Raw genomic sequence first — 25,683 nt, 5'->3', positions numbered from 1 at the left:
GGCTGGTGTCATTTCACTTTCATGCCCTTGAAACCCAACGGTAAACTCGATCGCCAGTGGCGGTAGTCATTTACCGCCACAGGCCAAGGATAACGACAAGGACGCTGTGGGCCGCAGCCACCACCGTGGTACTTCATGAGAGGAGAATGCCGTGCCAGACGATGTTCGTGACAATGTGCATGTGGGCTACCTGCCCATGCCGCCCTTGGATCGCTTGATGGAGCTGCGTGATGCGCTGGTCGCGCTCAAAGGTCCACTGGGCAGCGAGCCAGCCTTGCAGGAGAACCTGCGCAGACGTTTATTCAACGAGGAGGCCGATGACCGCGTGCTGGGCAAAATCAACACGCCATTACCCAGTGTGATCTGTTCCATTCCCTTTGGCTGATGCCCTTCAATCCACTTTTTTTGTACTCAACCCTCATTAATATGCATTGGCGCCGAATCTTGCTGCACGGCACACTGCGCCGGTTCCTCCCCCAATCGCAGGAACGTTCAAGGACTTTTCCGGGCAACCAGACGAGTCTTTTTTTTGCCCGCCGTTTTTATGGAACCGTTCAATGCTCGCTCGCTGGTTACCTGCCGCTATCAATACCCGTCCTTCCGAATGGAGCCGCGCCGCCATCGGCATGGCGCTGGGCACGCTGTTCAGTGTCTGGCTATGCGGCCAAGTCTTCGGCATGGAGGTTGCGCTGCACTTGCTCGGGCCGTTGGGCGCCTCGGCGGTGTTGCTGTTCGCGGTGTCGTCCGGTGCGTTGGCGCAACCCTGGTCGATCGTCGGCAGCTACCTGTGCGCTGGCATCGTGGCGCTGCTGGTGGCGCGTGTGCTGGGGCGCACCCTGGGCAGCGCATGCCTGGCGGCGGGAATGACCGTGGTGCTGATGTGCTGGCTGCGCTGCCTGCATCCGCCGGCCGGTGGCCTGGCCATGACCCTGGTGCTGGCGGACCCGGCGTCTGCTGCCCTGGGCTGGTCCGAGCTGGGCGCCGTATTGATGGGCGCTGGCGCCCTGCTCGCTTGCGCGCTGGCTTACAACAACGCCACCCGCACCCGGTACCCCAAAGGCGCCGTCGAATCGCCCGCCGTCATGTTGAATAATCCCCACGCCGCACGGGACCCCGCCGTCACCGCCGCCGACCTGAAACTGGCACTGGCCGAGATGGAACAGTTCTACGACGTGGCGCCCATGGAGCTTGAGCAGTTGATCCACGCCGCCGAAACCCATGCGCGCCGCCGCAGCATCGGCGAAGTCCTGGCCAGCCGCGTGCCCTGACTGCCTGCTGCATAAATGCAAAAACGACCTGCATGATTCAAGGTTGTACGGGGCAAATTTGCACTGGTACGATCGCGAGATGGTCCGTTCGCGGGCCTCTTGATAAAGAACAATAAAAGCAGGGAGTTAGAGATGACTGCTCAGGTTTCATCCGAAGCAAACCGTGCCGAGACGCCTCAGGACGAGGTGCTGGCCGAGGTCCGTAATCATATCGGCCACCTTACCCTCAACCGCCCCGCCGGCCTGAACGCCCTGACTCTTAATATGGTGCGTTGCCTGACCGCGCAGTTGCAGGCCTGGGCCGATGATCCGGCGATCCATGCCGTGGTTTTGCGCGGCGCTGGCGACAAAGCCTTCTGTGCCGGCGGCGATATCCGCTCCCTCTACGACAGCTTTAACAGCGGCGACACCCTGCACCAGGATTTTTTCGTCGAAGAATACGCACTCGATCTGGCCATTCACCATTACCGCAAGCCGGTACTGGCGCTGATGGACGGCTTTGTCCTGGGCGGCGGCATGGGCCTGGTGCAAGGCGCGGACTTGCGTGTAGTCACCGAACGCAGCCGCCTGGCCATGCCGGAAGTGGCCATCGGTTATTTCCCGGACGTGGGTGGCAGCTATTTCCTGCCGCGTATTCCCGGGGAGCTGGGGATTTACCTTGGCGTCACCGGGGTGCAGATCCGCGCGGCCGATGCGCTGTACTGCAGGTTGGCGGATTGGTACCTGGACAGCGCCAAACTGGCCGAACTGGACCAGAAACTCGACCGCCTGCAATGGCATGACACGCCTCTCAAAGACCTGCAAGGTCTGCTGGCCAAGCTGGCGGTACAACACCTGCCGGATGCACCGCTGGCGGCCTTGCGCCCGGCCATCGACCATTTCTTCGCCCTGCCCGATGTTCCAAGCATTGTCGAACAGTTGCAGGAGGTCACCGTCGCTGACAGCCACGAGTGGGCGCTGAACACGGTGCACCTGATGCAGACCCGCTCGCCCCTGGCCATGGCGGTGACCTTGAAGATGCTGCGTCGTGGGCGGCGCTTGCCGCTGGAACAGTGCTTTGAACTGGAGCTGCACCTGGATCGCCAGTGGTTCGAGCGCGGCGACCTGATCGAAGGCGTGCGCGCCCTGATCATCGATAAGGACAAATCCCCACGCTGGAACCCTCCGACGCTGCAGGCGCTCGACGCTGCGCACGTCGAGAGCTTCTTCCACGACTTCGAGCAGGTTGCGAAATAACTTATGCAAGACATTGAATACACTGAAGAACAAGTGATGATCCGCGATATGGCGCGCGACTTTGCCCGTGGCGAAATCGCTCCCCATGCCCAGGCGTGGGAAAAGGCCGGCTGGATCGACGATGGCCTGGTGGCGAAGATGGGCGAACTGGGCCTGCTCGGTATGGTGGTGCCCGAAGAATGGGGCGGCACCTACGTCGATTACGTAGCCTACGCCCTGGCGGTGGAAGAAATTTCCGCCGGCGACGGTGCCACGGGCGCGCTGATGAGTATCCACAACTCAGTGGGTTGCGGGCCGATCCTCAACTACGGCAGCGAACAGCAGAAGCAAACCTGGCTGGCGGACCTTGCCAGCGGCCAGGCGATTGGCTGCTTTTGCCTGACCGAACCCCAGGCCGGCTCGGAGGCGCACAACCTGCGCACCCGTGCCGAGTTGCGTGATGGGCAATGGGTGATCAATGGCGCCAAGCAATTTGTCAGCAACGGCAAGCGCGCCAAGTTGGCCATCGTGTTTGCGGTAACTGACCCGACGTTGGGCAAAAAAGGCATCTCCGCATTCCTGGTGCCCACCGACACCCCTGGCTTCGTGGTGGACCGCACCGAACACAAAATGGGCATTCGCGCCTCGGACACCTGCGCCGTGACCCTCAACCAGTGCAGCGTGCCTGAAGCCAACCTGCTGGGCGAACGCGGCAAAGGCCTGGCCATCGCCCTGTCCAACCTGGAAGGTGGCCGGATCGGTATCGCCGCCCAGGCCCTGGGCATCGCCCGCGCAGCGTTCGAAGCGGCACTGACTTACGCCCGCGACCGCGTGCAATTCGACAAGGCAATCATCGAGCACCAAAGCGTGGCCAATCTGCTGGCGGACATGCAGACCCGTCTCAATGCCGCGCGTTTGTTGATCCTGCACGCTGCGCGCCTGCGTAGCGCCGGCAAGCCCTGCCTGTCGGAAGCGTCCCAGGCCAAGCTGTTCGCCTCGGAAATGGCCGAAAAGGTCTGTTCCCAGGCCATGCAGATTCATGGCGGGTACGGTTACCTGGAGGATTACCCGGTGGAGCGCTACTACCGGGATGCGCGAATCACGCAGATTTATGAAGGGACCAGTGAAATTCAACGGATGGTCATCGCCCGCGAACTGAAAAACTACCCGCTCTAAATGCCGTATGTGGGAGGGGGCTTGCCCCCGATCACAGTGTCTCAGCCTCAGTAACTGCTGACTGATCCACCGCTATCGGGGGCAAGAGCCTCCTCCCACATGTTTATTGGTCCTTGAATTCCGGCGCGCGTTTGGCCACGAATGCTGCCATGCCTTCCTTCTGATCCTGGGTCGCAAAAGCCGCGTGGAATACCCGACGCTCAAAGCGCACGCCCTCGGACAGGCTGACTTCGAATGCACGGTTCACGCTTTCCTTGACCATCATGCTGATGGGCACCGATTTGCCGGCAATCAGTGTGGCGACCTTCAAGGCCTCATCCAGCAGTTCATCGGCCGGCACGATACGGGCAACGATGCCGCAGCGCTCGGCTTCCACCGCGTCGATAAAGCGCCCGGTCAAGCACATTTCCATGGCCTTGGCCTTACCCACCGCGCGGGTCAGGCGCTGAGTGCCGCCCATGCCGGGCAGTACGCCCAGGTTGATTTCCGGCTGACCGAACTTGGCTCCGTCACCGGCCAGGATAAAGTCGCACATCAGCGCCAGCTCGCAACCGCCACCCAGGGCGAAGCCGTTAACGGCGGCAATGATCGGCTTGCGCCGGTTGGCCACACGGTCGCTGTCGCTGAATAGGTCGTCCATATAGATCTGCGGGTAGGTCAGCTCGGCCATTTCCTTGATATCGGCGCCGGCGGCGAAGGCTTTTTTCGAACCGGTCAGCACGATGCAGCCGATTTCCGGGTTAGCTTCCAGGCCATCCAGGGCCTGATTCAACTCGCTTACCAATTGTGCGTTCAGCGCGTTCAGCGCCTGGGGACGGTTCAAGGTGATCAGGCCGACTCGGCCCTGAACCTCAAGCAAAATAGTCTCGTAACTCATGTATCGGCTCCTTAGAGATTGCGTGAGATGACCATGCGTTGAATATCGCTGGTGCCTTCGTAGATCTGGCAAACCCGCACATCGCGGTAGATGCGCTCCAGGGGAAAGTCGTTCAGGTAACCGTAACCGCCGAGGGTTTGCAAGGCGGCCGAGCAGACTTTTTCGGCCATTTCCGAGGCAAACAATTTCGCCATCGAGGCTTCGACCAGCGCCGGCTTGCCGCTGTCCCGCAGCGCGGCGGCGTAATGCACCATCTGCCGCGCGACGGCGATCTGGGTGGCCATGTCCGCCAGGCGAAACGCCACGGCCTGGTGCTCGATCAGCGCTTTGCCGAAGCTTTGGCGTTCGCGGGCATAGTCGCGGGCGGCTTCGAACGCGGCGCGGGCCATGCCGACCGATTGCGCGGCGATACCCACGCGGCCGCCCTCAAGGTTGGCCAGGGCGATCTTGTAGCCTTCGCCCTCCTCCCCCAGCCGGTTGGCCAGCGGCACCTTCACGTCTTCGAACAGGATCTGGCAGGTGTCGGAGGCATGCTGGCCGAGCTTATCCTCGACCCGCGCCACGCTGTAACCCGGGGAGTCCGTCGGCACGATAAACGCGCTGATGCCACGCTTGCCTGCGGCGGGGTCGGTGACCGCAAACACAATCACCACCCCGGCGTTCTGCCCGGAGGTGATGAACTGTTTGCAGCCGTTGAGCACGTAATGATCGCCCTCCAGCCGCGCGCGGGTTTTCAGGCTGCTGGCATCCGAGCCGGCCTGGGGCTCGGTCAAGGCGAACGCGCCAAGCATGGCGCCGCTGGCCAGGGGCGTGAGGAATTGAGCCTTTTGCTGATCATTGCCGAACTTGAGGATCGGCACGCAGCCCACGGAGTTGTGCACGCTCATGATGGTGGAACAGGCGCCGTCGCCGGCGGCGATTTCCTCCAGGGCCATGGCGTAGGCCAGGTAACCGGTGTCGCAACCGCCCCACTGTTCCGGCACCAACATGCCGAAAAAGCCCAGTTCGGCCATCTCGCCGATGGCTTCTTTGGGAAAGCGGTGCTCGCGGTCCCACTCGGCGGCGAAGGGTTTGAGGCGTTCCTGGGCAAATTGCCGGGCCGCGTCGCTGATTTGCAGCTGTTCTTCATTGGGCAGCATGGGGAGCAGTCCTTAATACAGGCATTCGACGGCCATGGCCGTGGCTTCGCCACCGCCGATACAGATAGCGGCCACGCCGCGTTTGAGGCCTTTGTGGCGCAGGGCCGCGAGCAGCGTTACCAGGATGCGCGCGCCGGACGCGCCGATGGGGTGGCCCAGGGCACAGGCACCGCCATGTACGTTGACCTTGGCATGTGGGATCTGCAGCTTGCTCATGGTGACCAGGGTCACCACGGCAAAGGCTTCGTTGATCTCGAACAGATCGACCTCGTCCAGATTCCAGCCGGTCTTGCTCATCAGCTTGCGAATCGCCCCCACTGGCGCTACCGGGAACAGCCCAGGCTCGTCGGCAAAGGCTGCATGCCCGTGGATCACTGCCAACGGCTTGAGGCCACGCTTGAGGGCTTCGGACTCGCGCATCAGCAGCAATGCCGCCGCGCCGTCAGAGATGGAGCTGGAGTTGGCCGCCGTCACCGTGCCGCCTTCGCGGAACGCCGGTTTCAACTGAGCGATCTTGTCCAGTTTGGCCTTGGGCGGTTGCTCGTCATGCAGGATGGTTTTCTGCTCCTTACCCACGGTGACCTGCAACGGCACGATTTCCGCGGCGAAGTGCCCGTGGCTGATGGCCTCCTGAGCACGCGTCAGGGAGGCGATAGCGAACGCGTCCTGGGCTTCGCGGGTAAAACCGTTATGCAGGGCGCACTCTTCGGCAAAGGTGCCCATCAGGCGGCCCTTGTCGTAGGCATCTTCCAGACCGTCGAGGAACATATGGTCGAGCACACGCCCATGGCCCATGCGGTAACCGCTACGGGCGCGGTCCAACAGGTACGGCGCGTTGGACATGCTTTCCATGCCGCCGGCAATCGCCACGTCGACGCTGCCAGCCACCAGCGCGTCATGGGCCTGGATGGTGGCTTGCATGCCCGAGCCGCACATCTTGTTGAGGGTGGTGCAGCGGGTGCCTTTGTCCAGCCCGGCACCCAGCGCCGCCTGGCGAGCCGGGGCCTGGCCGAGACCGGCGGGCAGCACGCAGCCGAACATCACTTCATCCACCGCATCGGCGGCGATGCCGGCGCGTTCGACCACGGCGCGAATCGCCGCAGCCCCCAGCTGGGGCGCAGTCAGGCCCTTAAGATCGCCCTGGAATCCGCCCATGGGTGTACGTGCAGCGCTGACAATCACAATCGGATCGTTCATCGGTGGTCCTCCTTACTTGGCCGCCATGCGCAAGGCGCCGTCGAGACGGATCACCTCGCCGTTGAGCATGCTGTTTTCAATAATGTGTCGTACCAGCGCGGCGTATTCGGCGGGTTTGCCCAGACGCGGCGGAAATGGCACGCCGGCGGCCAGGGACTCGCGCACCTCGGGGGTCATGCCCGCCATCATGGGGGTTTCGAAGATGCCGGGAGCGATGGTCATCACGCGGATGCCGAACCGCGCCAGTTCACGGGCGGCAGGCAGTGTGAGGCTGGCAATCGCGCCCTTGGACGCGGCGTACGCGGCCTGGCCGATCTGCCCGTCGAACGCGGCCACTGAAGCCGTGTTGATGATCACGCCGCGCTCGCCCTCGGCGTTGGCCTCGGTTTCGGCGATGGCCGCCGCCGCCAAACGCAACAGGTTGAAGCTGCCGATCAGATTGACGTTGATGACCTGGGCAAAACTGGCCAGGCCATGGGGGCCGTTCTTGCCGAGGATCTTCTCGCCACGCACCACACCGGCGCAGTTGACCAACCCGTGCAGCCCGCCAAATGCCGCGACAGTGGCCTGTACCGCCGCTTCGGCCGCCGCCTCCTGGCTGATATCGGCCACGGCACTGCGGGCGTTGTCGCCCAGTTGCTGGGCTTTGGCCGCCACAGCGTCGGCGTTCAAATCCACCAGCATCACTTTGGCACCGGCGGCGACCAACATCTCAGCGGTGGCCGCACCGAGGCCAGAAGCACCGCCGCTGACCAGGAATACCTTGTTTTCAATCTGCATCATTGTGTCCTTAGAAAGGGATCAAGCCACCGCTGCTTGAGCTTTGGCGATTTCCTGATTACGCAAGATAAAACGCTGCAACTTGCCGCTTGGAGTCTTGGGCAAGTCGCTGACAAATTCGATTTCCCGAGGGTAGGCATGGGCCGCCAGACGCTGACGCACATGCAGGCGCAGTTCTTCGGCCAGTTCGGGCGTGGCGCGGTATTGCTCGTTAATCACCACAAACGCCTTGACCAGCTCGGTGCGCTCCGGGTCAGGCTTGCCGACCACCGCCGCTTCGATCACCGCAGGATGTTCGACCAGGGCGCTTTCCACGTCGAAGGGGCCTACGCGGTAGCCGGAAGTGGTGATCACATCGTCACTGCGCCCGACAAAACTGATGCTGCCGTCCGGGTTCAATTCCACGGTGTCGCCGCTAAGGTAGTACTTGCCGACGAAAGCCTTGGTTTTCACCCCTTCATAGCCGGCAAACCAGCACATCGGCGACTGCTCGCGGTCGATGGCCAGGATGCCGGGCTGGCCGGCGGGCAATTCCTGGTAGGCCTCATCCAACACCACGATGCGGTGCCCCGGCGAAGCGAAGCCGGCCGCGCCGACATGCACCGGATGGTCCAGGCCATGGTGATTGCACAGCACCATGCCCAATTCGGTCTGGCCGTAATGGTCGTGAATGGTCACCCCCAGGTTGTCGGCGAACCAGCGGATCACTTCGGGGTTCAGCGGCTCGCCGGCGCTGCTGACAATACGCAATTTGCCCTTGATCGACTGGGCGAACTGACTGCCGCCGGCAATCAGCAAACGATAAGCGGTGGGTGAACCGGTCAGGTTGGTGATCCCGTACTTGTTGATCACCCGGCAGGTACTCTCCAGGGTGAATGGGCCATCGTAGAAGGTAATCGGGTGGCCCATGGACAGCGGCCCGGTGACGCCGAAATAGATGCCATAGGCCCAGCCCGGGTCAGCGACGTTCCAGAACGCGTCTTCGGGGCGCAGGTCCACGGCGTCTCGGGTGTAGCTCTGGAACGCAACGATAGCCTTGAGCGGCACCGACAGCGCTTTGGAGGGGCCGGTGGTGCCCGAGGTGAACATCAGCAGGAACGGTTCCTCGCCGTCCAGCAGCACCGGTTCGCACAGGTTGGAATGCTTGGGCATTTCGGCCCAGAAACTGAAGTCGCCGCGCACGATGCCTTCGCCCTTGGGGCCGGCGACCGTCACGACAGTGGGGCAATCCTGCACCTCGACAAGCTTGGGCCGATTCACGGCGTCGGTGACCACCAGCGCCGCGCCGGAGCTGTTCAAGCGGTGTTCGATGGCTTTAGGCCCGAACGCCGTGAACAACGGTTGATACACCGCACCGATGCGCCAGGTGGCCAGTACCACCACCAGCAATTCCGCCGTGCGCGGCAGCAGGCCGGCGACTTTGTCGCCACGCCCCACGCCCTGGGCCAGCAGGAAATTGGCGAAGCGGGCCGCCTGGTCCTGCAACTCGGTAAAGGTCACGGTGGCGCTGCGCCCGTCCTTGCCTTCCCAGAACAGCGCAATGCGCCCCGGCAGCGCATAGCGGTCGCAACATTCAACGCAGGCATTGAGGCCCAGCAAGCTGCCGGCCAGGGTGGCGTCGACGGTGTGTTGGTAATCGAATTCGGTAGTGGCGGCCAAGTAATCGCGCATCGCTTCAAATCCTTGCGTATTGTTATTTTCAGGACGTTTTTCAGGACAAGAACCTGCGAAATAGTCGCTCCAGAGCGTTGCGGCAGCAATGGTCAAAGCCTTCAACTTGGCTGACTGGTTTGGCCAAGCCTTTATTGATCATAGACCCCGCCGATCATCCGGTTGGCCCTGGCGATTGGACGCCGCGCCCGGCAGCTTCTAACCTGATGGCCTGCGCCACCGAAGAAGTTCCCGCCTGATGATCGTGCGTCCCAAGCCCAACCTGCTGGGCATCCTGTTTTCCCTCAAAGGCTCGATTGCCAAGCGCATTGCCTTGCGCAGCCTGCTGGTGACGCTGCTGGCGTCGGTGATCGTATTGGTGGAAACGCTGCACCCGGCGTACTTCTCCAAGGTCAACGCCACGCCCTTCACCTTGCTTGGGCTGTCGTTGTCGATCTTTATGAGCTTTCGCAACAACGCCTGCTATGACCGCTGGTGGGAAGGCCGCAAGCAATTGGGGCAAATGATCATTGAGGTGCGCTCGCTGATCCGACAGACCCAGGCGCTGACCGATACGTCCGAGCGCGCAAGCCTGTTGCGCGCCGTTTGTGGCTTCTCTCACGGCTTGATCGCGCGTCTGCGCCATGAAGACGAAGCCCTTGCCATCCAGCCTTGGGCGAAAGTGCAGGCCGACCATCCGAACCTGCCCGATCAGGTCCTGCAGCAATTGGGCGCGCGCTTCAGCGAGCTGGCCGGACAAGGTGCAATCAGCGAATGGCGCTACACCCAATGGGAAACACGCCTGGTCAGCCTGAGCCAGGTACAGGCCGCGTGCGAACGTATCAAGCACACCCCACTGCCCTTCCCTTACACCTTGCTGCTGCACCGCACCATCTACCTGTTCTGCATCCTGCTGCCGTTCGCCATGGCCGAACCCTTGGGCTGGCTGACCCCGGTGTTCACTGCCATCGTCAGCTACACCTTCTTCGGCCTTGATGAGATTGGCGACGACCTGGAAGACCCCTTCGGCTTCGACGAAAACGACCTGCCCTGCAACGCCATCCTGCGCACCCTGGAGCGTGAGGTCCTGGCCGCTCTGGGGGCAACGCAACTGCCGCCGGCGTTGGAGCCGGTGGAGTACGTGCTCACCTGATGCGGGTTTGACACCTGCCGTGGTCTGGTCGAAGCTTGCGCCTCTCAACGAACTGCTGACGCTTTCGGACACCTGCATGCCAAAGTCACGCCGCTACGCCCTCGTGGGCCTGTGCGCCCTGTTGTTTATCGTACTCATCACTTGGTATTTCACTCGCAGCACGCCGGTGGCGGTGCCGCCCGCGATTGCCCATGGTTACTCCAAAGCATTGAAGCAGGCGCACAATGGCGAACCGGGCGCGGCGCGCGTGCTGTATCAGCAATTGGCGCGGCCGGACCTGTCGCCCGAACGCCGCGCCGCCCTGCACGCGGAATTACCTAACTACCCCAGCCCTCAAGCCTTGAAGCTGGCGGATAAAGACTTGGCCGCCCCGTCGACACTGGTGCGCGAGGCGGCGATCCGCAGCATCGTCGGCCTGGTGCCTACCGGCCAGCGCACGCTGTTGCTCGGCCCGGTCCTCGACGACCCAGAGCAACCCGTGCGTTTTGCCGCGGCCAATGCCCTGCTGGGCTTGTCGCCAGATACCCTGGGCCTGTACTTCGGCCCGTTGCAACAGGTGCTGGACGAGTACGTCAAACACCTCAAGTCCCAGCCCGAAACTGCCGAAGGCTGGATTCAACTGGCACGCTTGTACATTCACAGTGCGCTGCTGCCCGAGGCTAAGAATGCGCTGGAACAGGCCACTCGCCTGCAACCGGACAACTTGCCGGCGGTGGTCGCGCAAATCGAGCTGTTGGATAAACAAGGCAAAACCGACGAGTCGCGGCAACTGCTGGCCCGGCAATTGGCGGCGCATCCCGAATCGGCTTACCTGCAACATGCTCTGGGCTTGTGGCTGCTGCACCACGGTGAGCGGACCTACGCGCTGCTCGGTCTTTCCAAAGCGGTAGAGTTGGAGCCGGACAATCAGGATTACCGCTACGACCTGGCCACCACCCTGCACGCCCAACAGGAACTCGAAGCCGCCCAACGTCAGCTGGAAGAAATCGTCCAGCGCCACCCGGCCAACCGCAAGGCGCGGGTGCTGTTGATCAACTACTGGAAAGAAAGCGGCCAATTGCAGAATGTGCAGGTGCTGCTCGCCCAGCTCGAACAACAGAACCCCGACGATCCCGCGCTGCAACAAGGGCTGTAGGCGTCTACAACAAATTGGAAAAAAGCGACGCCGCGCACAAACCCGGCTAAAACGTTGAACCCCCGCAATAGCCAACGGTCAAGTGCATATGGCGCGCCCGAACGGGCGTGCACCTCTCCTCGCTTGTGACCTGAGGGCACTTCTTGTCTACATCTAAAGCGCTGTTAACCGAAAAAGCGGCCACTGGCATCGAAGGTCTTGATGACATTCTTTCCGGTGGTTTGTCCCGCAGCCATTTGTTCCTGCTCGAAGGTGAGCCGGGGACCGGCAAAACTACCGTAGCCCTGCATTTCCTGCAGGCCGGCGCGAAAAACGGTGAAACATCGTTGTACATCACCCTGTCCGAAACCGAGCGCGAACTGCGCCAGGGTGCCAAGTCCCATGGCTGGGACCTGGATGACAATATCAACATCTTCGAACTGACCCCGCCCGAAAGCCTGCTGAACGCTGAACACCAGCAGAGCCTGCTGTATTCCTCCGACCTGGAACTGGGCGAAGCCACCCGGCAGATTTTCGAAGTGGTCGAGCGCGTGAAGCCGACCCGTGTGGTGGTCGACAGCCTGTCCGAGATTCGTCTGCTCGCGCAAAGCTCGTTGCGCTATCGCCGACAGATCCTCGCCATCAAGCATTACTTCGTGCGCTACGACGCCACCGTTTTGCTGCTGGACGACCTGACCACCGAATCCCTCGACAAAACCGTGCACAGCGTGGCCCATGGCGTTATTCGTCTGGAAGAACTGACGCCCAACTACGGCGCTGAACGCCGACGCGTTCGGGTGGTGAAGTACCGTGGGCAGAAATACCGCGGCGGCTTCCACGATTTCACCATCATGGGTGACGGCATCCATGTGTTCCCGCGCCTGGTGGCGGCCGAGCATCGTGGCGGCTACATCCGCCAGACCCTGAGCAGCGGCATTCGCGAACTGGATGCGCTGATGGGCGGCGGCGTAGAGACCGGCTCCAGCAGCCTGATCCTCGGCCCGGCCGGTACCGGTAAGTCGCTGATCTCGATGATCTTCGCCGCCGCCGCCGTGGCCCGTGGGGAAAAAGCCGCGCTGTTCATTTTCGATGAAGAACTGGGCCTGCTGTTCGAACGTATGAAAAACATGGGCATCGACCTCGCCGCCCTGCAAGCCACCGGCAACCTGCTGATCGAGCAGGTAGACGCCGCGGAACTGTCCCCCGGCGAGTTCTCCCACCGTGTGCGCCGCTGCGTGGACGAACGCGGGATCAAAACAGTGGTGATCGACAGCATTAACGGCTATCAGGCCGCCATGCCAGAAGAGAACGCGCTGATCCTGCATATGCACGAGCTGCTGCTGTACCTCAACCGCCGTGGTGCGGCGACCTTCATGACGGTGGCCCAGCACGGCCTCGTGGGTGACATGCAGGCGCCGGTGGACATCACTTACCTGGCCGACACTGTGATTCTGCTGCGTTATTTCGAAGCGCTGGGCAAGGTCCGTCGCGCCATCTCCATTATCAAGAAGCGCACAGGCACCCATGAATCGACGATTCGCGAATACCGCATCAGCAACCAGGGCATGACCGTGGGCCAACCACTGGATAATTTCCAAGGCGTGCTGCGCGGCATCCCCACCTACATGGGCGCCGGATCGCCGTTATTGAAGGAAGAGGGAGAGTGACAGACCTGTCTCCCGTCTCCGAGCGTGCCATTGTGCTGGCGCCCATGGGCCGCGACGGCACCTTGGCGCTGATGATGCTCAATGAGGCCGGCTACAGCGGCGTCATTGCCAGCAACCTCAAGGCCCTGTGCGAAGCCCTGGAACAGGGCGCGGGTCTGTTGATCATCGCTGCTGAGGCCTTGCGCGGCATCGACCTGGAGCCGTTACTGGAGCATCTGCACCAGCAGCCCGCCTGGTCGGACCTGCCCATCGTGCTGCTGACCCACCACGGCGGCGGCGAGCAGAACGGCTCATCCCACCTCAGCGGCTTGTTGGGCAACGTGACCTTCCTTGAGCGACCGTTTCACCCGGTGACTTTGATCAGCCTGGTCAGCGCCGCCCTTCGCGGGCGTCGCCGCCAATATGAAGCGCGGGACCGCTTGATCGACCTCGGCGAAAGCGAGCTGCGCTTGCAACGCACCCTGGAGACCCTTGAACAACAGGTCGAAGAGCGTACCGCTCAACTGCGCAACAACGAAGAAGCGCTGCGCCAATCCCAGAAAATGGAAGCGGTCGGTCAATTGACCGGCGGCATCGCCCATGACTTCAACAACATGCTCACCGGCATCATCGGTAGCCTGGAGCTGCTGCGAAGGCGTGTGGCCCGTGGCAAGCTGGACGATCTGGACAGCCTGATCGACCTGGGCGTCACCTCCGCCAACCGCGCCGCCGGCCTCACCCACCGGTTACTGGCGTTTTCTCGCCGCCAGTCCCTCGACTCCAAACCGGTGCAAATCAACCAGTTGGTCACGTCCATGGGTGAGCTGCTGCAACGCAGCATCAATGAAAGCATCGGTCTGGACATGCGTCTGAGCGAGCAATTGTGGACCGCGGAGGCCGACCCCAATCAGTTGGAAAGCGCCCTGCTCAACCTGGTGATCAATGCACGGGATGCCATGCCCAACGGTGGCAGGCTTATCGTGGAAACCACCAACCGCCATCTCGACAGCGTGTTCACTGCCGCTTATGGCTCCCTCACACCGGGCGACTACGTAGAGTTGAGTGTCAGCGACACCGGTTGCGGCATTCCCGAAAGCGTTATGGGGCGCGTGTTCGACCCGTTTTTCACCACCAAGCCGATTGGCCAGGGCACAGGGCTCGGTCTGTCGATGATCTACGGCTTTGCCCGTCAGTCCCGTGGCCATGTGATCATCCATAGCGAAGTCGGCAAAGGCACCACAGTCAGCCTGTTCCTGCCACGTTTTGTCGGCGAAGTGATCGCCCAGCAAACGCTGAATCCTACCCTGCTGCCCTACGCCACTGACGGCGAAACCGTGCTGATCGTCGAGGACGATGCGGCGGTGCGCTTGCTAGTCAGCGCAGTGCTCAAGGAGCTGGGCTACGCGTACGTCGAGGCCAGCGACGGCCACACCGCCGTGCCGATTATCCAATCCGATCAGCGTATCGACCTACTGATCAGCGATGTCGGGCTGCCAGGCATGAACGGTCGCCAATTGGCGGAAATCGGCAGGCAGCTCAGGCCGGACCTCAAAGTGCTGTTCATCACCGGTTATGCCGAGCATGCCGCAGTGCGCGGCGGGTTCCTGGATCCGGGGATGCAGTTGATCACCAAGCCGTTCACCTTCGATTTGTTGACGGCAAAAGTGCGGGAAATGATTTGCGCCCCCTCAGACTGAAGGTATCAACGCTCTGGTAAGGCTGGGAAAAACCCAGTCACTATTGTTTCGGCAGAAAGTAGGATCGCTTAGCGCCTTGCGGGTACGAAGAGGTACATGGGGGGAGGTAATCCCTTCCCCTGTAGCCCCTGAAATTACTTGAAGAGCCGTGCGATGATTGATAATTCCACACCGTTTAACCTTTCACTCCCTCTCGTTTCTCCCCTCGTCACGCCAACGTCACCTGCGGCACCTAGTCCCCTTATTCGAAATGAGCGCACGGGCACCGAAGCAACGCCTCAGGATGATGGAAACAGTGTGCTGGCTTTGCTGTTTGCCAAAGCATTAAAAGCGGGGGCGACGGACGACGGCTTTCCCGAGAATATCGATAACATTCCGAAAACATCGACCTTCGGCCAGTGGTGGACCGTTTTGCACAATGCGTTGAAGAGTCCGCCGTTTCTCAAGTGGGCCCTGGAAAAAGGCATTGACCTGTCAAAGCCTATGGAAATCTCCCCTGCCCGTGACTCGATCTCTTTTACAGTCAACGGGAAGATGCAAAAGTTCTCGGGCCCCGATCAGGGGCATAGCTGGGCAGAAGTCACGGGGCCGATCATGCGAGCCGCAGAGGTGCTTAGCCCTGAACGAAAGCCATTGAACCTGGAATCTGCACACAACAGCACATCGGCGCCCTTTGAAGTGGTTGCACACTTTCACAACGAGCTTCATAGCACGCGGTCAATGGAGTCAATCAACACGCGCGCCGCCGAACTTGAACAGAGTAAAACCTTGCGCTGGATCCCTGGCAAAGACTCCAACGATTTGGCATCTGAAAGCTATTCGACACGACTGCAGAACGAAGCAACCAAGCTGGGCGATGCTCAAAACAAGTATCTACTGGCGCGCGAACTTCTGCCCATTATTTTGAAAAATGACGAAAACAGTGAAACCTATAAAGATTTGATGTACCGCACGAAGCTGTCGATTTATGAACGAAGAAGATTGACACCAGAAGCGGCCAAAGCTCAATTGCAGCAAAACATCCTAAATGCCCTGAAAAACACCACGATCAGCGTGAACCCTGACTCTGCATACGCCAAGTCAATGCCGGGCAACTCGGGAACTACCGTATCGTTGGAAAAGTTCATCACTGATAACGGTTGGACGATTCCCAAGACCACTGATGAGATTGTTAATTTTATTGACGTGTTGATCAGTCACGCACCGAAGCAACCGTCCAACGGAAACTTCGGAGGTGCAATGGACTGGCCGATCCCATTGAGCGGCATCAGCCCCGCACGCCTGACTTCTTCGCTGACGGATAAAAGTCTTGGGCTGTCCAGCCTGGACGCGTATGACTCAAATAAGGGCGTATTGGACTACCTAACGACGGACCTGCACTTCTCGACATCACAACTGCGTCATCCGCGCAAGGTGATCGAAGACATCATTGGCTCGCGCAAGGGCGAGGCCCTGGGCAAAGCCCTCCAAGATAAATTTGGCGGGCTGTCGACCCCCACAAGCGTCAATGACTGGACGTTGGCCGCCATCCACGCCACCCTCGATCCTGAAAGTACCGTAAAACCCAGCCGCACCCGGGTTGCAGGGTTTGACCTGGCGGACGCCAAACAGTGGGGCAAACACCCTTCGGAAATTTTGCAAAACTTGGCATATCACTTGTCCGGCTCGGGGCGTGTGAGCCACAAACTGGCCCCCGTTGCCGCCCACCTCTTAATGGCGCGCCGGGCTCCTGAGTTTCTGGTCAGGGATATTCCCGCGAATGTGACCTACGGCTCCCATTCGTGGGTGAGTTTCAGTACGGCGGTCGCCCGCATTGAAGCTGAGCGACCTGGGGCCTCCTCCACGTTGACATATGGCGAAATCATGGCGCGGGCGGAGCGCGCGCCTATCAGTGTTGCGGACCAGGCTACCGAGTATTCCGCTCAGACCGACGCACTTAAAGACTGGGGCGTCGCCAACGGAATCATCCCGCGAAACCCAGAAGATACTTACACTGAGACGCAGATGACGACCGTCCGCGCGGCCTATGATGCACGGGTCAGAGAGCTGAGCGCAGCCTCCCAGGCGCAAGCCACGCCAATGCCCTCGCGCAAGGAGATGGCTCTTCAAGAGTTGAAACGCGTATATGGCGACAAAATACCGTTTGAAAAGAAGTGCATCTCGTCATTCCCTGAACAGCGGGAGTATCCCGGCCCCTACTCAGTGGTTGATCTGTATTTGGAGGGTCGCCTTCTCAACCCGCCCGGTTTCGATTGGCACTCGTCCGATAGCAACGTATCGATACGACCTATCCAAGTACAGGCTGGACAATTAAAAGACGTCAATAAAGCCTTTAAGGAGGAGCTTCCAAATTACTTTAAAGGCATGAAGCAAGCCGTGGCCAGCCAAGTAAAACACTTGATATCGACGCAGCCGTTGGAAGTGCGCAAGGATTTCGAGTTCGGCGCCATCACTGTGATGCGCGCAGATGAACTTTATTATGAAAACCAGTACAACTTCTACGGCAACCTTGTTGGTCGAGCGCAAAAAACCAAGGAACGAAAAAATAACAATCTTCTGATTCGCACTCGGCGTAATGGTAAAACTCGTACATATGAAATCGATATGAAGCGCGGCAGTATTTCCCAAACGGCTATTGGCAGTGAGCCTGGCTACTATCCGCCTAGGGCAACCGAGCCCCATACAAGGTTAGTAGAAATAAAACCGACCGGCACACACGCACCCGATATCGCCGACAGTAAACCGCACGCCGACCATATACCGGACAACTTCAGCAGCGAACGAACGCGCTACATTGCGCAAGCGTTTGTGGACGACGCGAATATTGAAAAATTCGAAAAAGAAGCCACCGGCCTTACAACATTTGAGAGTGAAGTTCCTTTCTATAAGAAAGGCCGAGAGGCGATGCTCAACCTCATTCCCTTGAGATCGGCGATTAGCAACTTTCAAAAGGGCAAGATTGAAGCCGGCGCGCAGGATCTTGTGTTTGATGTCTTTGGCTTCTCTCTGGCGCTCGGTGCGGCGGCTAAGAGCGCCAAAGTCCTGCAAACCGGTGCGTCCTGGGCTGAAAAGGCCGCGCGCGCGGTGAAAATCGTAGGTAGAGCCGCCATTGGAAGTCTTAATCCATTGGGCGCGCTGGGTGATGCGGCTCGCTTGGCCCAACGCGGTGCCGTTGCCGCAGGTGGTGGGTTGAAGCGGCTATACACAGGGCTCAGCAAGGCCGACACCCTTGCACAGACGTTAAAGCCCGGGATTGCCCAGGGCACCTTGAAAGCAGCCAATGGTATCGACGACATCAGTGTAATCGCCAAACTTGATGAAACGACGGGGAACTGGCATGCGTTAGACCCTCGTACGCAGCAAGCTTACGGGTTGCCGCTCGACAATTTTCAGCCCAAAGTTCTTGGAACTGACGAGTTTAAAAAAAATGTCGATTTTTTGTATAAAAATGTAGACAGAGTAACAGAAAGCTATATCTGTCACACCATCGCTCTGCGTGTCATGCAAGCAGATAAAAAAATTACCGACAAAACATTCCAAATACTTCGGAGCCAGACGACTGCCCCCATTAGCCCGCTCTATTACAAACTTATGGGGGTCAGCCCCGACAACCTTAAAAGCACCCTCAATGCCGCCGATATTACCGAGTCCGGGATAGTCACTTTTGTCCATCGAAACGGTAGTAACAAAGGAAAGATCGCTCACTCCGCTTACATCCATAAAGCAGATAATGGCGAACTCACCTTTTTACACACCAATTCATTGACACTGGATGTTCACCTTACGCGGAAATCTGGAAAAGTGGAAACCGTGGGGTCGGCAAATACTTACCGGTTCGGCGATGAGCAATTCGAAGGTCTTCGGAATTTCTTGAATGTAGGGCAAGGTCATGACGTCACATTCACACCTGCCAGTCAAATCAACGCCAGAGTGATGGCGCAGGCCAGTTAAATTCACACATGGGAATTCAGGCTCAGCAAGAGCCTGAATTACGCCCAAGCGACTTTGCTCAGGCCAACAAACGCTGGATATGCTCTTGCAGCGTATCCAGATCAAACGGCTTGGCCAAGATCGGCGCATTGCGCGTGATCGGGCTGTCGCAGTCGAGAATTTCCTGCGGGTAACCGCTGATGAAAATGACCTTGAGTTCCGGGCGCAACTTGATTGCAGGCTCGGCGATCTGCACGCCAGAGATGCCACCCGGCAGTCGATAGTCAGTCACCATCAGGTCCAGATGGGGTTTGGTGGCGAGGATTTCGAAAGCCTGTTCGCCGTTGATCGCCTTCAATACCCGGTAACCCAGGCCCGCCAGGTATTCACCCAACACAAACATAATGGACTCGTCGTCTTCGACGATCAGTACGACATCTTGTGCATCTTCACTCATGGGAAGCCTTTGTCCGGTCAATTGCTGCAACTACGACCATAGGGTCACGTAGAAGGTTGCGTCGAGGCGACGATTGAGTTCACGCCGCCGGTTCAAGGGGCAAACACACGCGAAACAGAGCGCCCTCGCCTATCCGGCTCTCGACTTCGATGGTGCCGCCGTGGGCCGCGACGATCTGCTCGGAAATAAACAGCCCCAAGCCCAATCCTGCTGCAACCTGACTGGCCGATACACGCTCGAACTGTTGGAAAATGCGCTTCTGGTTTTCCTCGCTGATGCCGATACCACGGTCGCGCACTTCAACCCGCGCCTCGCCGTGTTCGCTGTACACCCGCACGTCCACCGGGCTCTTGGCGCCGTAGCGCAGTGCGTTGGTCAGCAGGTTGGTCACCACCTGCTCGATTCGGAACTCGTCCCAATGCCCCACTACAGGACCTTCGGCCGATAACTGCATGGACGACTCAGCGGCGGCGACTTGCGGAGCGAAGTTCTCCACCAAGTTGCTGACCAGTTGCGCCAGGTCGAAGCGCGCCGGGCGAATTGACAGTTTGCCGGTACGGATACGCGACACATCGAGCATGTCTTCGATCAGACGGATCAGGCTGCGGATCTGGCGCTCATCGCGATCGACCATGGCGTGCATCTTGTCCAGAGTGAACGCTGCGGCGTTGTCTCGCGCCAGGTGCATCTTGCGCAGCTGGGTTTCCAGGATCAGGCCGTTGAGGGGCGTGCGTACTTCATGGGCGACGATCGACATAAAGTCATCGCGCATGCGCACCGCCTGCTCCAGCTCGGCTTGAGTGGCCTGCAAGCGGTTGAGCAGCAGTTCCTGTTCGCGGCGGCTGCGTTCCAGCTCTTCGACCTGCAATTTCATCGCCTTGCTCTGGCGATACAGGTCGACAAACACATTGACCTTGCTCTTGACCGCATGGATATCCAGCGGCTTGTGCAAGAAATCCACCGCGCCACTTTCATAGCCCTTGAATGCGTAGTTGAGTTCTCGGCCAGCGGCGCTAACAAATACGATGGGGATGTTCTTGGTCTTCTCGGTGCCGCGCATCAGCTCGGCCAACTCAAAACCATTCATGCCGGGCATCTGCACATCGAGAATCGCCATGGCGAACTCATGCTCCAGCAACAGGGACAACGCTTCGTCGGCGCTCAATGCCTTGAAAACCTGGCGATCCTCGCGCTTGATCAGCGCTTCGAGGGCCAGCAGGTTTTCCGGCAGATCGTCGACGATCAGCAGTTTGGCCTGGACAGTACTTAACATGGGGAAGATTCCAGCAAAACCAGCAATGAGCCTATCCGGCTCAAAGTCAGAATATGGTCAGGTGTCTGCAACGCCAGGGCTGCACGGGGCATAACGTCCACGCGTGCTTCCGCTGGGTCCTGTACAACAGTGGTGCCGTGTTGCTGTTTTACGTAGGCCAGTCCCCGTGCGCCGTCCTGGTTGGCGCCGGTCAGCAGGATCGCCAGCAGCCCGGGGCCGTAAGCATCCGCCGCCGAGGTGAACAGAAAATCGATGGACGGACGCGAGTGATGTACACGCTCTTCCTGGCTCAGGGACAGGCTGCGATCCTGCTCCACCGACAAGTGATAGCCGGGGCCGGCGAAGTACAAGGTACCGGGCTCGATGGATTGCTTGTCCTGGGCTTCGCGCACCGGAATGCGCAGGCGCCGGGCGAACACTTCGGCCAATTGGCTGCGGCGCTCATCCGGTAAGTGCAGCACCGCGATGATGGGCAAGCCGAAGCCGTTAGGCAGTTCGCTGAAAATACCCAACAACGCTTCGACGCCGCCGGCGGACGCGCCGACGACGATGGCTTCAATCCCGCGAATCGGGCTGGCTGCAGCGTCGTTCATGATTTGCGGTAGATCCGTTCCTGCTTGACCAAGGGTTCGAAGTGTTTGTTATAGCCGGAGAAATCCAGGGTTTCCTTGCTGCCCAGCACCAGGAAACCGCGATGGCATAGCGACTCATGAAACAATCCGAACGCTCGGTCTTGCAACTTTTTATTGAAATAAATCAATACGTTACGACAAGAAATTAATTGAGTTTCTGAGAAGACACTGTCGGTGGCCAGGCTGTGGTCGGCGAACGTCACGTTTTCCCGCAATGTCTTGTCGAATATCGCGTAATCGTATGCCGCCGTGTAGTAGTCGGCAAACGAACGTTGCCCGCCTGCCTGCTGATAATTGGTGGTGTAGGCCCGCACGTTCTCCAGGGAAAAAATGCCCTGTTTGGCTTTGTCCAAGGACGCTGGGTTGATATCGGTGGCGTAGATGATCGTACGCTCCAGCAAGCCCTCTTCGCGCAGCAGGATGGCCATGGAGTACACCTCCTCCCCCGTGCTGCAACCGGCGATCCAGATCTTGATCGACGGATAGGTCTTGAGCAGCGGTACCACTTCCTGGCGGATCGCCAGAAAGTGCGACGGGTCGCGGAACATCTCGCTCACCGGGATCGTCAGGAACTGCAATAACTGCATGAACGCCGCCGGGTCATGCAACACCCGCTCCTGCAGCGCGGAAATGGTGGCGCAGTCGAACTGGCGCATGGCATGGGCCACGCGACGTTTGACCGACGCCCCGGAATAGTCGCGAAAGTCATAGCTGTACTTGAGGTAAATCGCCTCGATCAGCAGGCGCAGCTCAATATCGCTGCTTTTTTCCAAAAAACTTCGCTCCACTTAAATGCGTTCCATCTTCGGCAGCCATACGCGAATCAACGAGAACAGACGATCCAAGTCGATCGGTTTGGCCAGGTAATCATTGGAGCCGGCCGCGAGGCAGCGCTCCTGGTCGTCTTTCATGGCCTTGGCAGTCACAGCGATGATCGGCAGCTTCTTCCAGCGCGGGTCCTGGCGGATCAGCGCCGTGGCCTCGTAGCCGTCCATCTCCGGCATCATCACGTCCATCAGCACCAAGTCGATGTCCTCGACCTCATTGAGGCGGTCGATGGCTTCACGGCCGTTACGCCCGATCACCACCACCGCGCCTTTGTGCTCCAAGGCGCTGGTCAGGGCGAAGATGTTGCGTACATCGTCGTCTACCAACAGGATTTTGCGCCCTTCGAACACCTTGTCGCGGCTGCGGGCGGTCTTGAGCATCTTCTGGCGTTCATGGGACAGCTGGGATTCGACTTTGTGCAGAAAGAGTGTGACTTCGTCCAGCAGCCGCTCCGGCGAGCGGGCGCCCTTGATGATGATCGAGCGCGAGTATTTGCGCAGTTCGGCTTCTTCATCGCGGGTCAGGTTGCGCCCGGTGTAGACGATTACCGGCGGGAACGAGCAGATGTCCTCGGTGGCCATGCGTTTGAGCAGCTCGTTGCCGAGCATGTCCGGGAGCTTGAGGTCGATGATCATGCAGTCATAGACGTTGCTGCGCAGCAGTTCGAGGGCTTCCTGGGCAAAGCCTACGGCGGTTATCTCGATGTCATCGTCGCCGATCAGGCGGGCAATGCTGTCGCGTTGCAGGTCATCGTCCTCCACCAGCAGCACGCGTTTGACCTTTTGCGTCAGCTTGGCTTCCAGGCGCGCGAACACGTCCTTGAGTTCTTCACGGGTGGTGGGCTTGACTGCGTAGCCGATGGCGCCCATGTGCATGGCGGCCTCGACCCGGTCTTCCACGGAAATCACATGCACCGGGATGTGCCGGGTGCTGGCGTGTTCCTTCAGGCGTTGCAGCACGGTCAACCCGGAATGGTCCGGCAGGCGCATGTCGAGCAGGATCGCGTCGGGGATGTACTGCTCGGCCAGGTTGTAGCCTTCGTCGGCGCCGTGGGCGACCAGACATTGGTAGCCCAGCTCATGGGCCAGGTCGAACAGGATGCGGGCAAAGTTCGGCTCGTCTTCCACCACCAGGATGCAGCGCGTGGTGAACGGGGCCTTGTCGCGGTCGTCGGCAAAGCGCGGGATCTGCTCGGCATCGGCCACCGGCAAGGGCGAGACCTTGACCGGGACCGGCGCAGGTGCTGCAACCACCGGGCGCGGCGGTTCGATGGCCTGGGGCTGTTCCTCGTGCTCGACGTACTGTTCCGGCAATGTCAGGGTAAACACACTGCCCTTGCCCGGTTCGCTGGTGACGTGGATCGAACCACCGAGCAAGGTGGCCAGGTCGCGGGAAATCGACAGCCCTAAGCCCGTGCCGCCGTAACGGCGGTTGGTGGTGCCGTCGGCCTGGCGGAAGGCTTCGAAGATGCTCTCTTGCTGGTCCGGGGCGATGCCGATCCCGGAATCGCGCACCGTGAATACAATCCCGCCTTCGGCCGCGCCGGACACCGACAGGCTCACCTGGCCCTGCTCGGTAAACTTGATCGCGTTGGACAGCAGATTCTTGAGGATCTGCTCCAGGCGCTGGCGGTCGGTGAACAGCATGGCCGGCGCTCCCTCTTGCACCTCCACCTGGAAACCCAGCTTGCGATCGGACGCCAGAGGTTCGAACATCCCCCGCAGACCGTCCACCAGACGTGCCACGCTGGAATTTTCCGGGCGTACTTCGAGCTTGCCGGCTTCGACCTTGGAAATATCCAGGATGTCGTTGATCAGGTTAAGCAGATCGTTGCCCGCCGAGTAGATCGACTCGGCAAACTTGACCTGCTCGGCACTGAGGTTTTCCTGGGGGTTTTCCGCCAGCAATTTGGCCAGGATCAGTGAACTATTGAGTGGCGTACGCAGCTCGTGGGACATGTTGGCGAGGAATTCGGACTTGTATTTGCTTGAACGCTGCAACTCTTCGGCGCGGTCTTCCAGCTCCAGTTGGGCCTGGTTCAGCTCGATATTCTTGCGATCCATGGCGTCGCGCTGCTCAGCCAGGGTCTGGGTCTGCTCGGCCAACTGCTCGTTGGTCTGCTCCAGCTCTGCTTGTTGGGTCTCCAGATGAACCTGGGATTCCTTAAGGATGCGCGACTGTTCTTCGAGCTCCTCGTTGGCGGTCTTGAGTTCTTCCTGCTGCACTTGCAGCTCCTCGTTGAGCTGCTGGGTTTCGGCCAGCACCTCCTGCAAACGCTGGCGATAGCGCGCGGCCTCGATGGACGTGCCGATATTGCCGGCGATCAGCTCCATCAATTCCGTATCGCGCTCCTGCAGCGGGCGCAGGAAGCCCAGTTCGATTACGCCGTTGATGCGATCATCATCGCTGGTGGGCATTACCAGCACGCTGCGGGTAGCGCCTTCGCCCAGGCCCGAGCTGACTTTGAAGTAGTCCACCGGCACATCGTCCAGGCGGATCAGGCGGTCCAACTGCGCGGCCTGGCCGACAATGCCTTCGTCGCTGTAGATCGCTTGCTCCTGCTGCTCCTGCTCGCGGGAGAAACCGTAGGTGGCGATGCGCTTGAGGCCGCCATGCTCTTCGCGCACATACAGTGCGCCGACCACCGAGCCCATGTATTGGGCAAAAAACTGCAGGATATTGCGTCCCAGCATGTTCAGGGTCAGTTGACCCAGCACCTGCTCGGCCAGTTCGGTCTGGCCATTACGCAGCCACGCTTGCTGTTCGAGACGCCGAGCAATCTTCTGTTGTGACGCGAGGTTTGCGCTGTAACTCTCTGAAAGAGCTACTAGATTTTTACGCCCTACATAGGCAAGAAAACCGCTCAACCCCAGTACGAATACCAGGTACAGGCCGACGCTGATCACTGTGGTACGGGTCACGTCGGCATTGCGGGTGATCCGGAACTGCTGCTCCATCGCCACCGCTTCGTCGTACTCCTTGCGGATCTCATCGGTCAGGCGCTTGCCACGTCCGGCCTTGACGGCGCTGCGGTAGTCCCCGCTCTGGCGCTGCATATCAATCATTGTCTGGGCGTACTTGTTCCACTCCAGTTGCAGCGCCTCCAGACGCTTGAGGCGGTCGACCTGTTGCGGGTTATCGGCAACCAGTTCCTGCAGGTTACGCAGGTCGGACATGATCCGCGGTTTGGCCACCTCGTACGGATCGAGGAAGTGCTCGTCGCCGGTGATCAGGAAACCGCGCATGCCGGTTTCCTGATCGACTGTCAGCTTTGACGTCTCATTGAGGTTATTGATGACCCGATCGGTGTGCTCCACCCACTGGATCACCGACAGCAAATAGGTGATCAGGCACACGAAAAACACCGCGCTGAGCACGCCCACACCCAGGGGCAATGCCACGTTTCTGCTCAGGAGGGTACGAAAGCTCTTTTCATCGACGGACGAAGCGGGAGTCATGGGCATGCCTTGGCCAAATACGGAAAAACGGGGAGTTTGCCCCAAACGTGGCAGTGAGGGCTATGTTTCTGACGCAACGAGCGGAACAAAACCTGGCGGTTAGCCACCTTTAGCGCCCTCGCCGCGCGATGTTTGCTCGTATTTATCTACATATAGGCTGACAACTTGGGCAAACGGCTCTGCGGAACGCTCT

The 25,683-nt window shown here is 59.8% G+C and carries 19 protein-coding genes; 9 read left to right on the top strand and 10 right to left on the bottom strand.

Annotated features, from left to right (window positions below; translation table 11 throughout):
* The first annotated feature begins 151 nt into the window (after positions 1–151).
* The 4 genes from K1567_RS03045 (at position 152) to K1567_RS03030 (ending at position 3,659) form a co-directional block, all read left to right on the top strand.
* Positions 152–385 (top strand): type VI secretion system contractile sheath small subunit, encoded by a 234-nt coding sequence (locus tag K1567_RS03045; RefSeq protein ID WP_034113738.1) that lies wholly within the window; start codon positions 152–154, stop codon positions 383–385.
* 172 nt (positions 386–557) lie between these two features.
* A complete protein-coding gene (locus K1567_RS03040; RefSeq protein ID WP_034113740.1) occupies positions 558–1,268 on the top strand; it encodes an HPP family protein in 711 nt (236 codons plus the stop codon).
* A gap of 132 nt (positions 1,269–1,400) precedes the next feature.
* Entirely contained in the window at positions 1,401–2,504 is a 1,104-nt protein-coding gene (locus K1567_RS03035) for an enoyl-CoA hydratase/isomerase family protein (protein WP_169902601.1), read from the top strand.
* A gap of 3 nt (positions 2,505–2,507) precedes the next feature.
* Entirely contained in the window at positions 2,508–3,659 is a 1,152-nt protein-coding gene (locus K1567_RS03030; RefSeq protein ID WP_034138076.1) for an acyl-CoA dehydrogenase family protein, read from the top strand.
* A gap of 103 nt (positions 3,660–3,762) precedes the next feature.
* Here K1567_RS03030 and K1567_RS03025 read toward each other — a convergent pair whose 3' ends face one another.
* Genes K1567_RS03025 through K1567_RS03005 form a run of 5 tightly spaced genes read right to left on the bottom strand, consistent with a single transcriptional unit; the run spans position 3,763 to position 9,323 of the window.
* Positions 3,763–4,536 carry an enoyl-CoA hydratase gene (locus tag K1567_RS03025; RefSeq protein ID WP_034097928.1) on the bottom strand — a complete coding sequence of 258 codons (774 nt, stop codon included), beginning with the start codon at positions 4,534–4,536 and terminating at the stop codon, positions 3,763–3,765.
* A gap of 11 nt (positions 4,537–4,547) precedes the next feature.
* Positions 4,548–5,675: an acyl-CoA dehydrogenase gene (locus tag K1567_RS03020; protein WP_034097930.1), complete on the bottom strand. Its 1,128-nt coding sequence runs from the start codon at positions 5,673–5,675 to the stop codon at positions 4,548–4,550.
* A gap of 12 nt (positions 5,676–5,687) precedes the next feature.
* A complete protein-coding gene (locus K1567_RS03015; protein ID WP_034113744.1) occupies positions 5,688–6,872 on the bottom strand; it encodes an acetyl-CoA C-acyltransferase in 1,185 nt (394 codons plus the stop codon).
* Positions 6,873–6,884: 12 nt separating this feature from the next.
* Positions 6,885–7,652, bottom strand: coding sequence for an SDR family NAD(P)-dependent oxidoreductase (locus tag K1567_RS03010; protein ID WP_034097934.1), 768 nt, complete (start codon positions 7,650–7,652; stop codon positions 6,885–6,887).
* Between the two features lie 21 nt (positions 7,653–7,673).
* Positions 7,674–9,323 carry an AMP-binding protein gene (locus K1567_RS03005; protein WP_169867793.1) on the bottom strand — a complete coding sequence of 550 codons (1,650 nt, stop codon included), beginning with the start codon at positions 9,321–9,323 and terminating at the stop codon, positions 7,674–7,676.
* A gap of 238 nt (positions 9,324–9,561) precedes the next feature.
* Between K1567_RS03005 and K1567_RS03000 the strand changes: the two genes are divergently transcribed.
* The 5 genes from K1567_RS03000 to K1567_RS02980 all read left to right on the top strand — a co-directional run bounded on the left by K1567_RS03000 (position 9,562) and on the right by K1567_RS02980 (position 18,863).
* Positions 9,562–10,455 (top strand): bestrophin family protein, encoded by an 894-nt coding sequence (locus tag K1567_RS03000; RefSeq protein ID WP_034097939.1) that lies wholly within the window; start codon positions 9,562–9,564, stop codon positions 10,453–10,455.
* Positions 10,456–10,531: 76 nt separating this feature from the next.
* A complete protein-coding gene (locus tag K1567_RS02995) occupies positions 10,532–11,590 on the top strand; it encodes a tetratricopeptide repeat protein (RefSeq protein WP_169867792.1) in 1,059 nt (352 codons plus the stop codon).
* Positions 11,591–11,733: 143 nt separating this feature from the next.
* Entirely contained in the window at positions 11,734–13,236 is a 1,503-nt protein-coding gene (locus tag K1567_RS02990; protein WP_220698116.1) for an ATPase domain-containing protein, read from the top strand.
* The gene (locus K1567_RS02985) at positions 13,233–14,912 is read left to right on the top strand and encodes a response regulator (RefSeq protein ID WP_103387622.1); all 1,680 of its coding nucleotides are present in this window, start codon (positions 13,233–13,235) and stop codon (positions 14,910–14,912) included. The genes K1567_RS02990 and K1567_RS02985 overlap by 4 nt, the downstream gene beginning before the upstream one ends.
* A 153-nt stretch (positions 14,913–15,065) precedes the next feature.
* On the top strand, positions 15,066–18,863 hold the full coding sequence (locus K1567_RS02980; protein WP_220698115.1) for a hypothetical protein: 3,798 nt from the start codon (positions 15,066–15,068) through the stop codon (positions 18,861–18,863).
* 58 nt (positions 18,864–18,921) lie between these two features.
* On the opposite strand, the gene K1567_RS02975 is transcribed toward K1567_RS02980, so the two are convergent.
* From K1567_RS02975 to K1567_RS02955, 5 genes are all read right to left on the bottom strand, one after another.
* Positions 18,922–19,299: a response regulator gene (locus K1567_RS02975; RefSeq protein ID WP_034097949.1), complete on the bottom strand. Its 378-nt coding sequence runs from the start codon at positions 19,297–19,299 to the stop codon at positions 18,922–18,924.
* 79 nt (positions 19,300–19,378) lie between these two features.
* Complete coding sequence (locus K1567_RS02970) at positions 19,379–20,572, bottom strand: hybrid sensor histidine kinase/response regulator (protein WP_034113754.1); 1,194 nt, start codon at positions 20,570–20,572, stop codon at positions 19,379–19,381.
* Positions 20,566–21,165, bottom strand: coding sequence for a chemotaxis protein CheB (locus tag K1567_RS02965; protein WP_034113756.1), 600 nt, complete (start codon positions 21,163–21,165; stop codon positions 20,566–20,568). Before K1567_RS02965 ends, K1567_RS02970 begins: the two co-directional genes overlap by 7 nt.
* Positions 21,162–21,992, bottom strand: coding sequence for a protein-glutamate O-methyltransferase CheR (locus K1567_RS02960; protein ID WP_371263992.1), 831 nt, complete (start codon positions 21,990–21,992; stop codon positions 21,162–21,164). The genes K1567_RS02965 and K1567_RS02960 overlap by 4 nt, the downstream gene beginning before the upstream one ends.
* Positions 21,993–25,490 carry a response regulator gene (locus tag K1567_RS02955; RefSeq protein ID WP_034113758.1) on the bottom strand — a complete coding sequence of 1,166 codons (3,498 nt, stop codon included), beginning with the start codon at positions 25,488–25,490 and terminating at the stop codon, positions 21,993–21,995.
* Between the last annotated feature and the right edge of the window lie 193 nt (positions 25,491–25,683).

It is taken from the genome of Pseudomonas sp. S5F11 (assembly GCF_019641515.1).
Lineage (GTDB): Bacteria > Pseudomonadota > Gammaproteobacteria > Pseudomonadales > Pseudomonadaceae > Aquipseudomonas > Aquipseudomonas rhodesiae.
This window is presented reverse-complemented; position numbering and strand designations above follow the sequence as displayed.

What these genes read in the sequence shown, in the direction of transcription:
- K1567_RS02955 (WP_034113758.1), bottom strand. Translation starts at nt 25,490, where the DNA reads ATGACTCCCGCTTCGTCCGTCGATGAAAAGAGCTTTCGTACCCTCCTG.
- K1567_RS02995 (WP_169867792.1), top strand. Translation starts at nt 10,532, where the DNA reads ATGCCAAAGTCACGCCGCTACGCCCTCGTGGGCCTGTGCGCCCTGTTG.
- K1567_RS03005 (WP_169867793.1), bottom strand. Translation starts at nt 9,323, where the DNA reads ATGCGCGATTACTTGGCCGCCACTACCGAATTCGATTACCAACACACC.
- K1567_RS03035 (WP_169902601.1), top strand. Translation starts at nt 1,401, where the DNA reads ATGACTGCTCAGGTTTCATCCGAAGCAAACCGTGCCGAGACGCCTCAG.
- K1567_RS03010 (WP_034097934.1), bottom strand. Translation starts at nt 7,652, where the DNA reads ATGCAGATTGAAAACAAGGTATTCCTGGTCAGCGGCGGTGCTTCTGGC.
- K1567_RS03000 (WP_034097939.1), top strand. Translation starts at nt 9,562, where the DNA reads ATGATCGTGCGTCCCAAGCCCAACCTGCTGGGCATCCTGTTTTCCCTC.
- K1567_RS03030 (WP_034138076.1), top strand. Translation starts at nt 2,508, where the DNA reads ATGCAAGACATTGAATACACTGAAGAACAAGTGATGATCCGCGATATG.
- K1567_RS03020 (WP_034097930.1), bottom strand. Translation starts at nt 5,675, where the DNA reads ATGCTGCCCAATGAAGAACAGCTGCAAATCAGCGACGCGGCCCGGCAA.
- K1567_RS02965 (WP_034113756.1), bottom strand. Translation starts at nt 21,165, where the DNA reads ATGAACGACGCTGCAGCCAGCCCGATTCGCGGGATTGAAGCCATCGTC.
- K1567_RS02980 (WP_220698115.1), top strand. Translation starts at nt 15,066, where the DNA reads ATGATTGATAATTCCACACCGTTTAACCTTTCACTCCCTCTCGTTTCT.
- K1567_RS02970 (WP_034113754.1), bottom strand. Translation starts at nt 20,572, where the DNA reads ATGTTAAGTACTGTCCAGGCCAAACTGCTGATCGTCGACGATCTGCCG.
- K1567_RS03015 (WP_034113744.1), bottom strand. Translation starts at nt 6,872, where the DNA reads ATGAACGATCCGATTGTGATTGTCAGCGCTGCACGTACACCCATGGGC.
- K1567_RS03040 (WP_034113740.1), top strand. Translation starts at nt 558, where the DNA reads ATGCTCGCTCGCTGGTTACCTGCCGCTATCAATACCCGTCCTTCCGAA.
- K1567_RS02975 (WP_034097949.1), bottom strand. Translation starts at nt 19,299, where the DNA reads ATGAGTGAAGATGCACAAGATGTCGTACTGATCGTCGAAGACGACGAG.
- K1567_RS03025 (WP_034097928.1), bottom strand. Translation starts at nt 4,536, where the DNA reads ATGAGTTACGAGACTATTTTGCTTGAGGTTCAGGGCCGAGTCGGCCTG.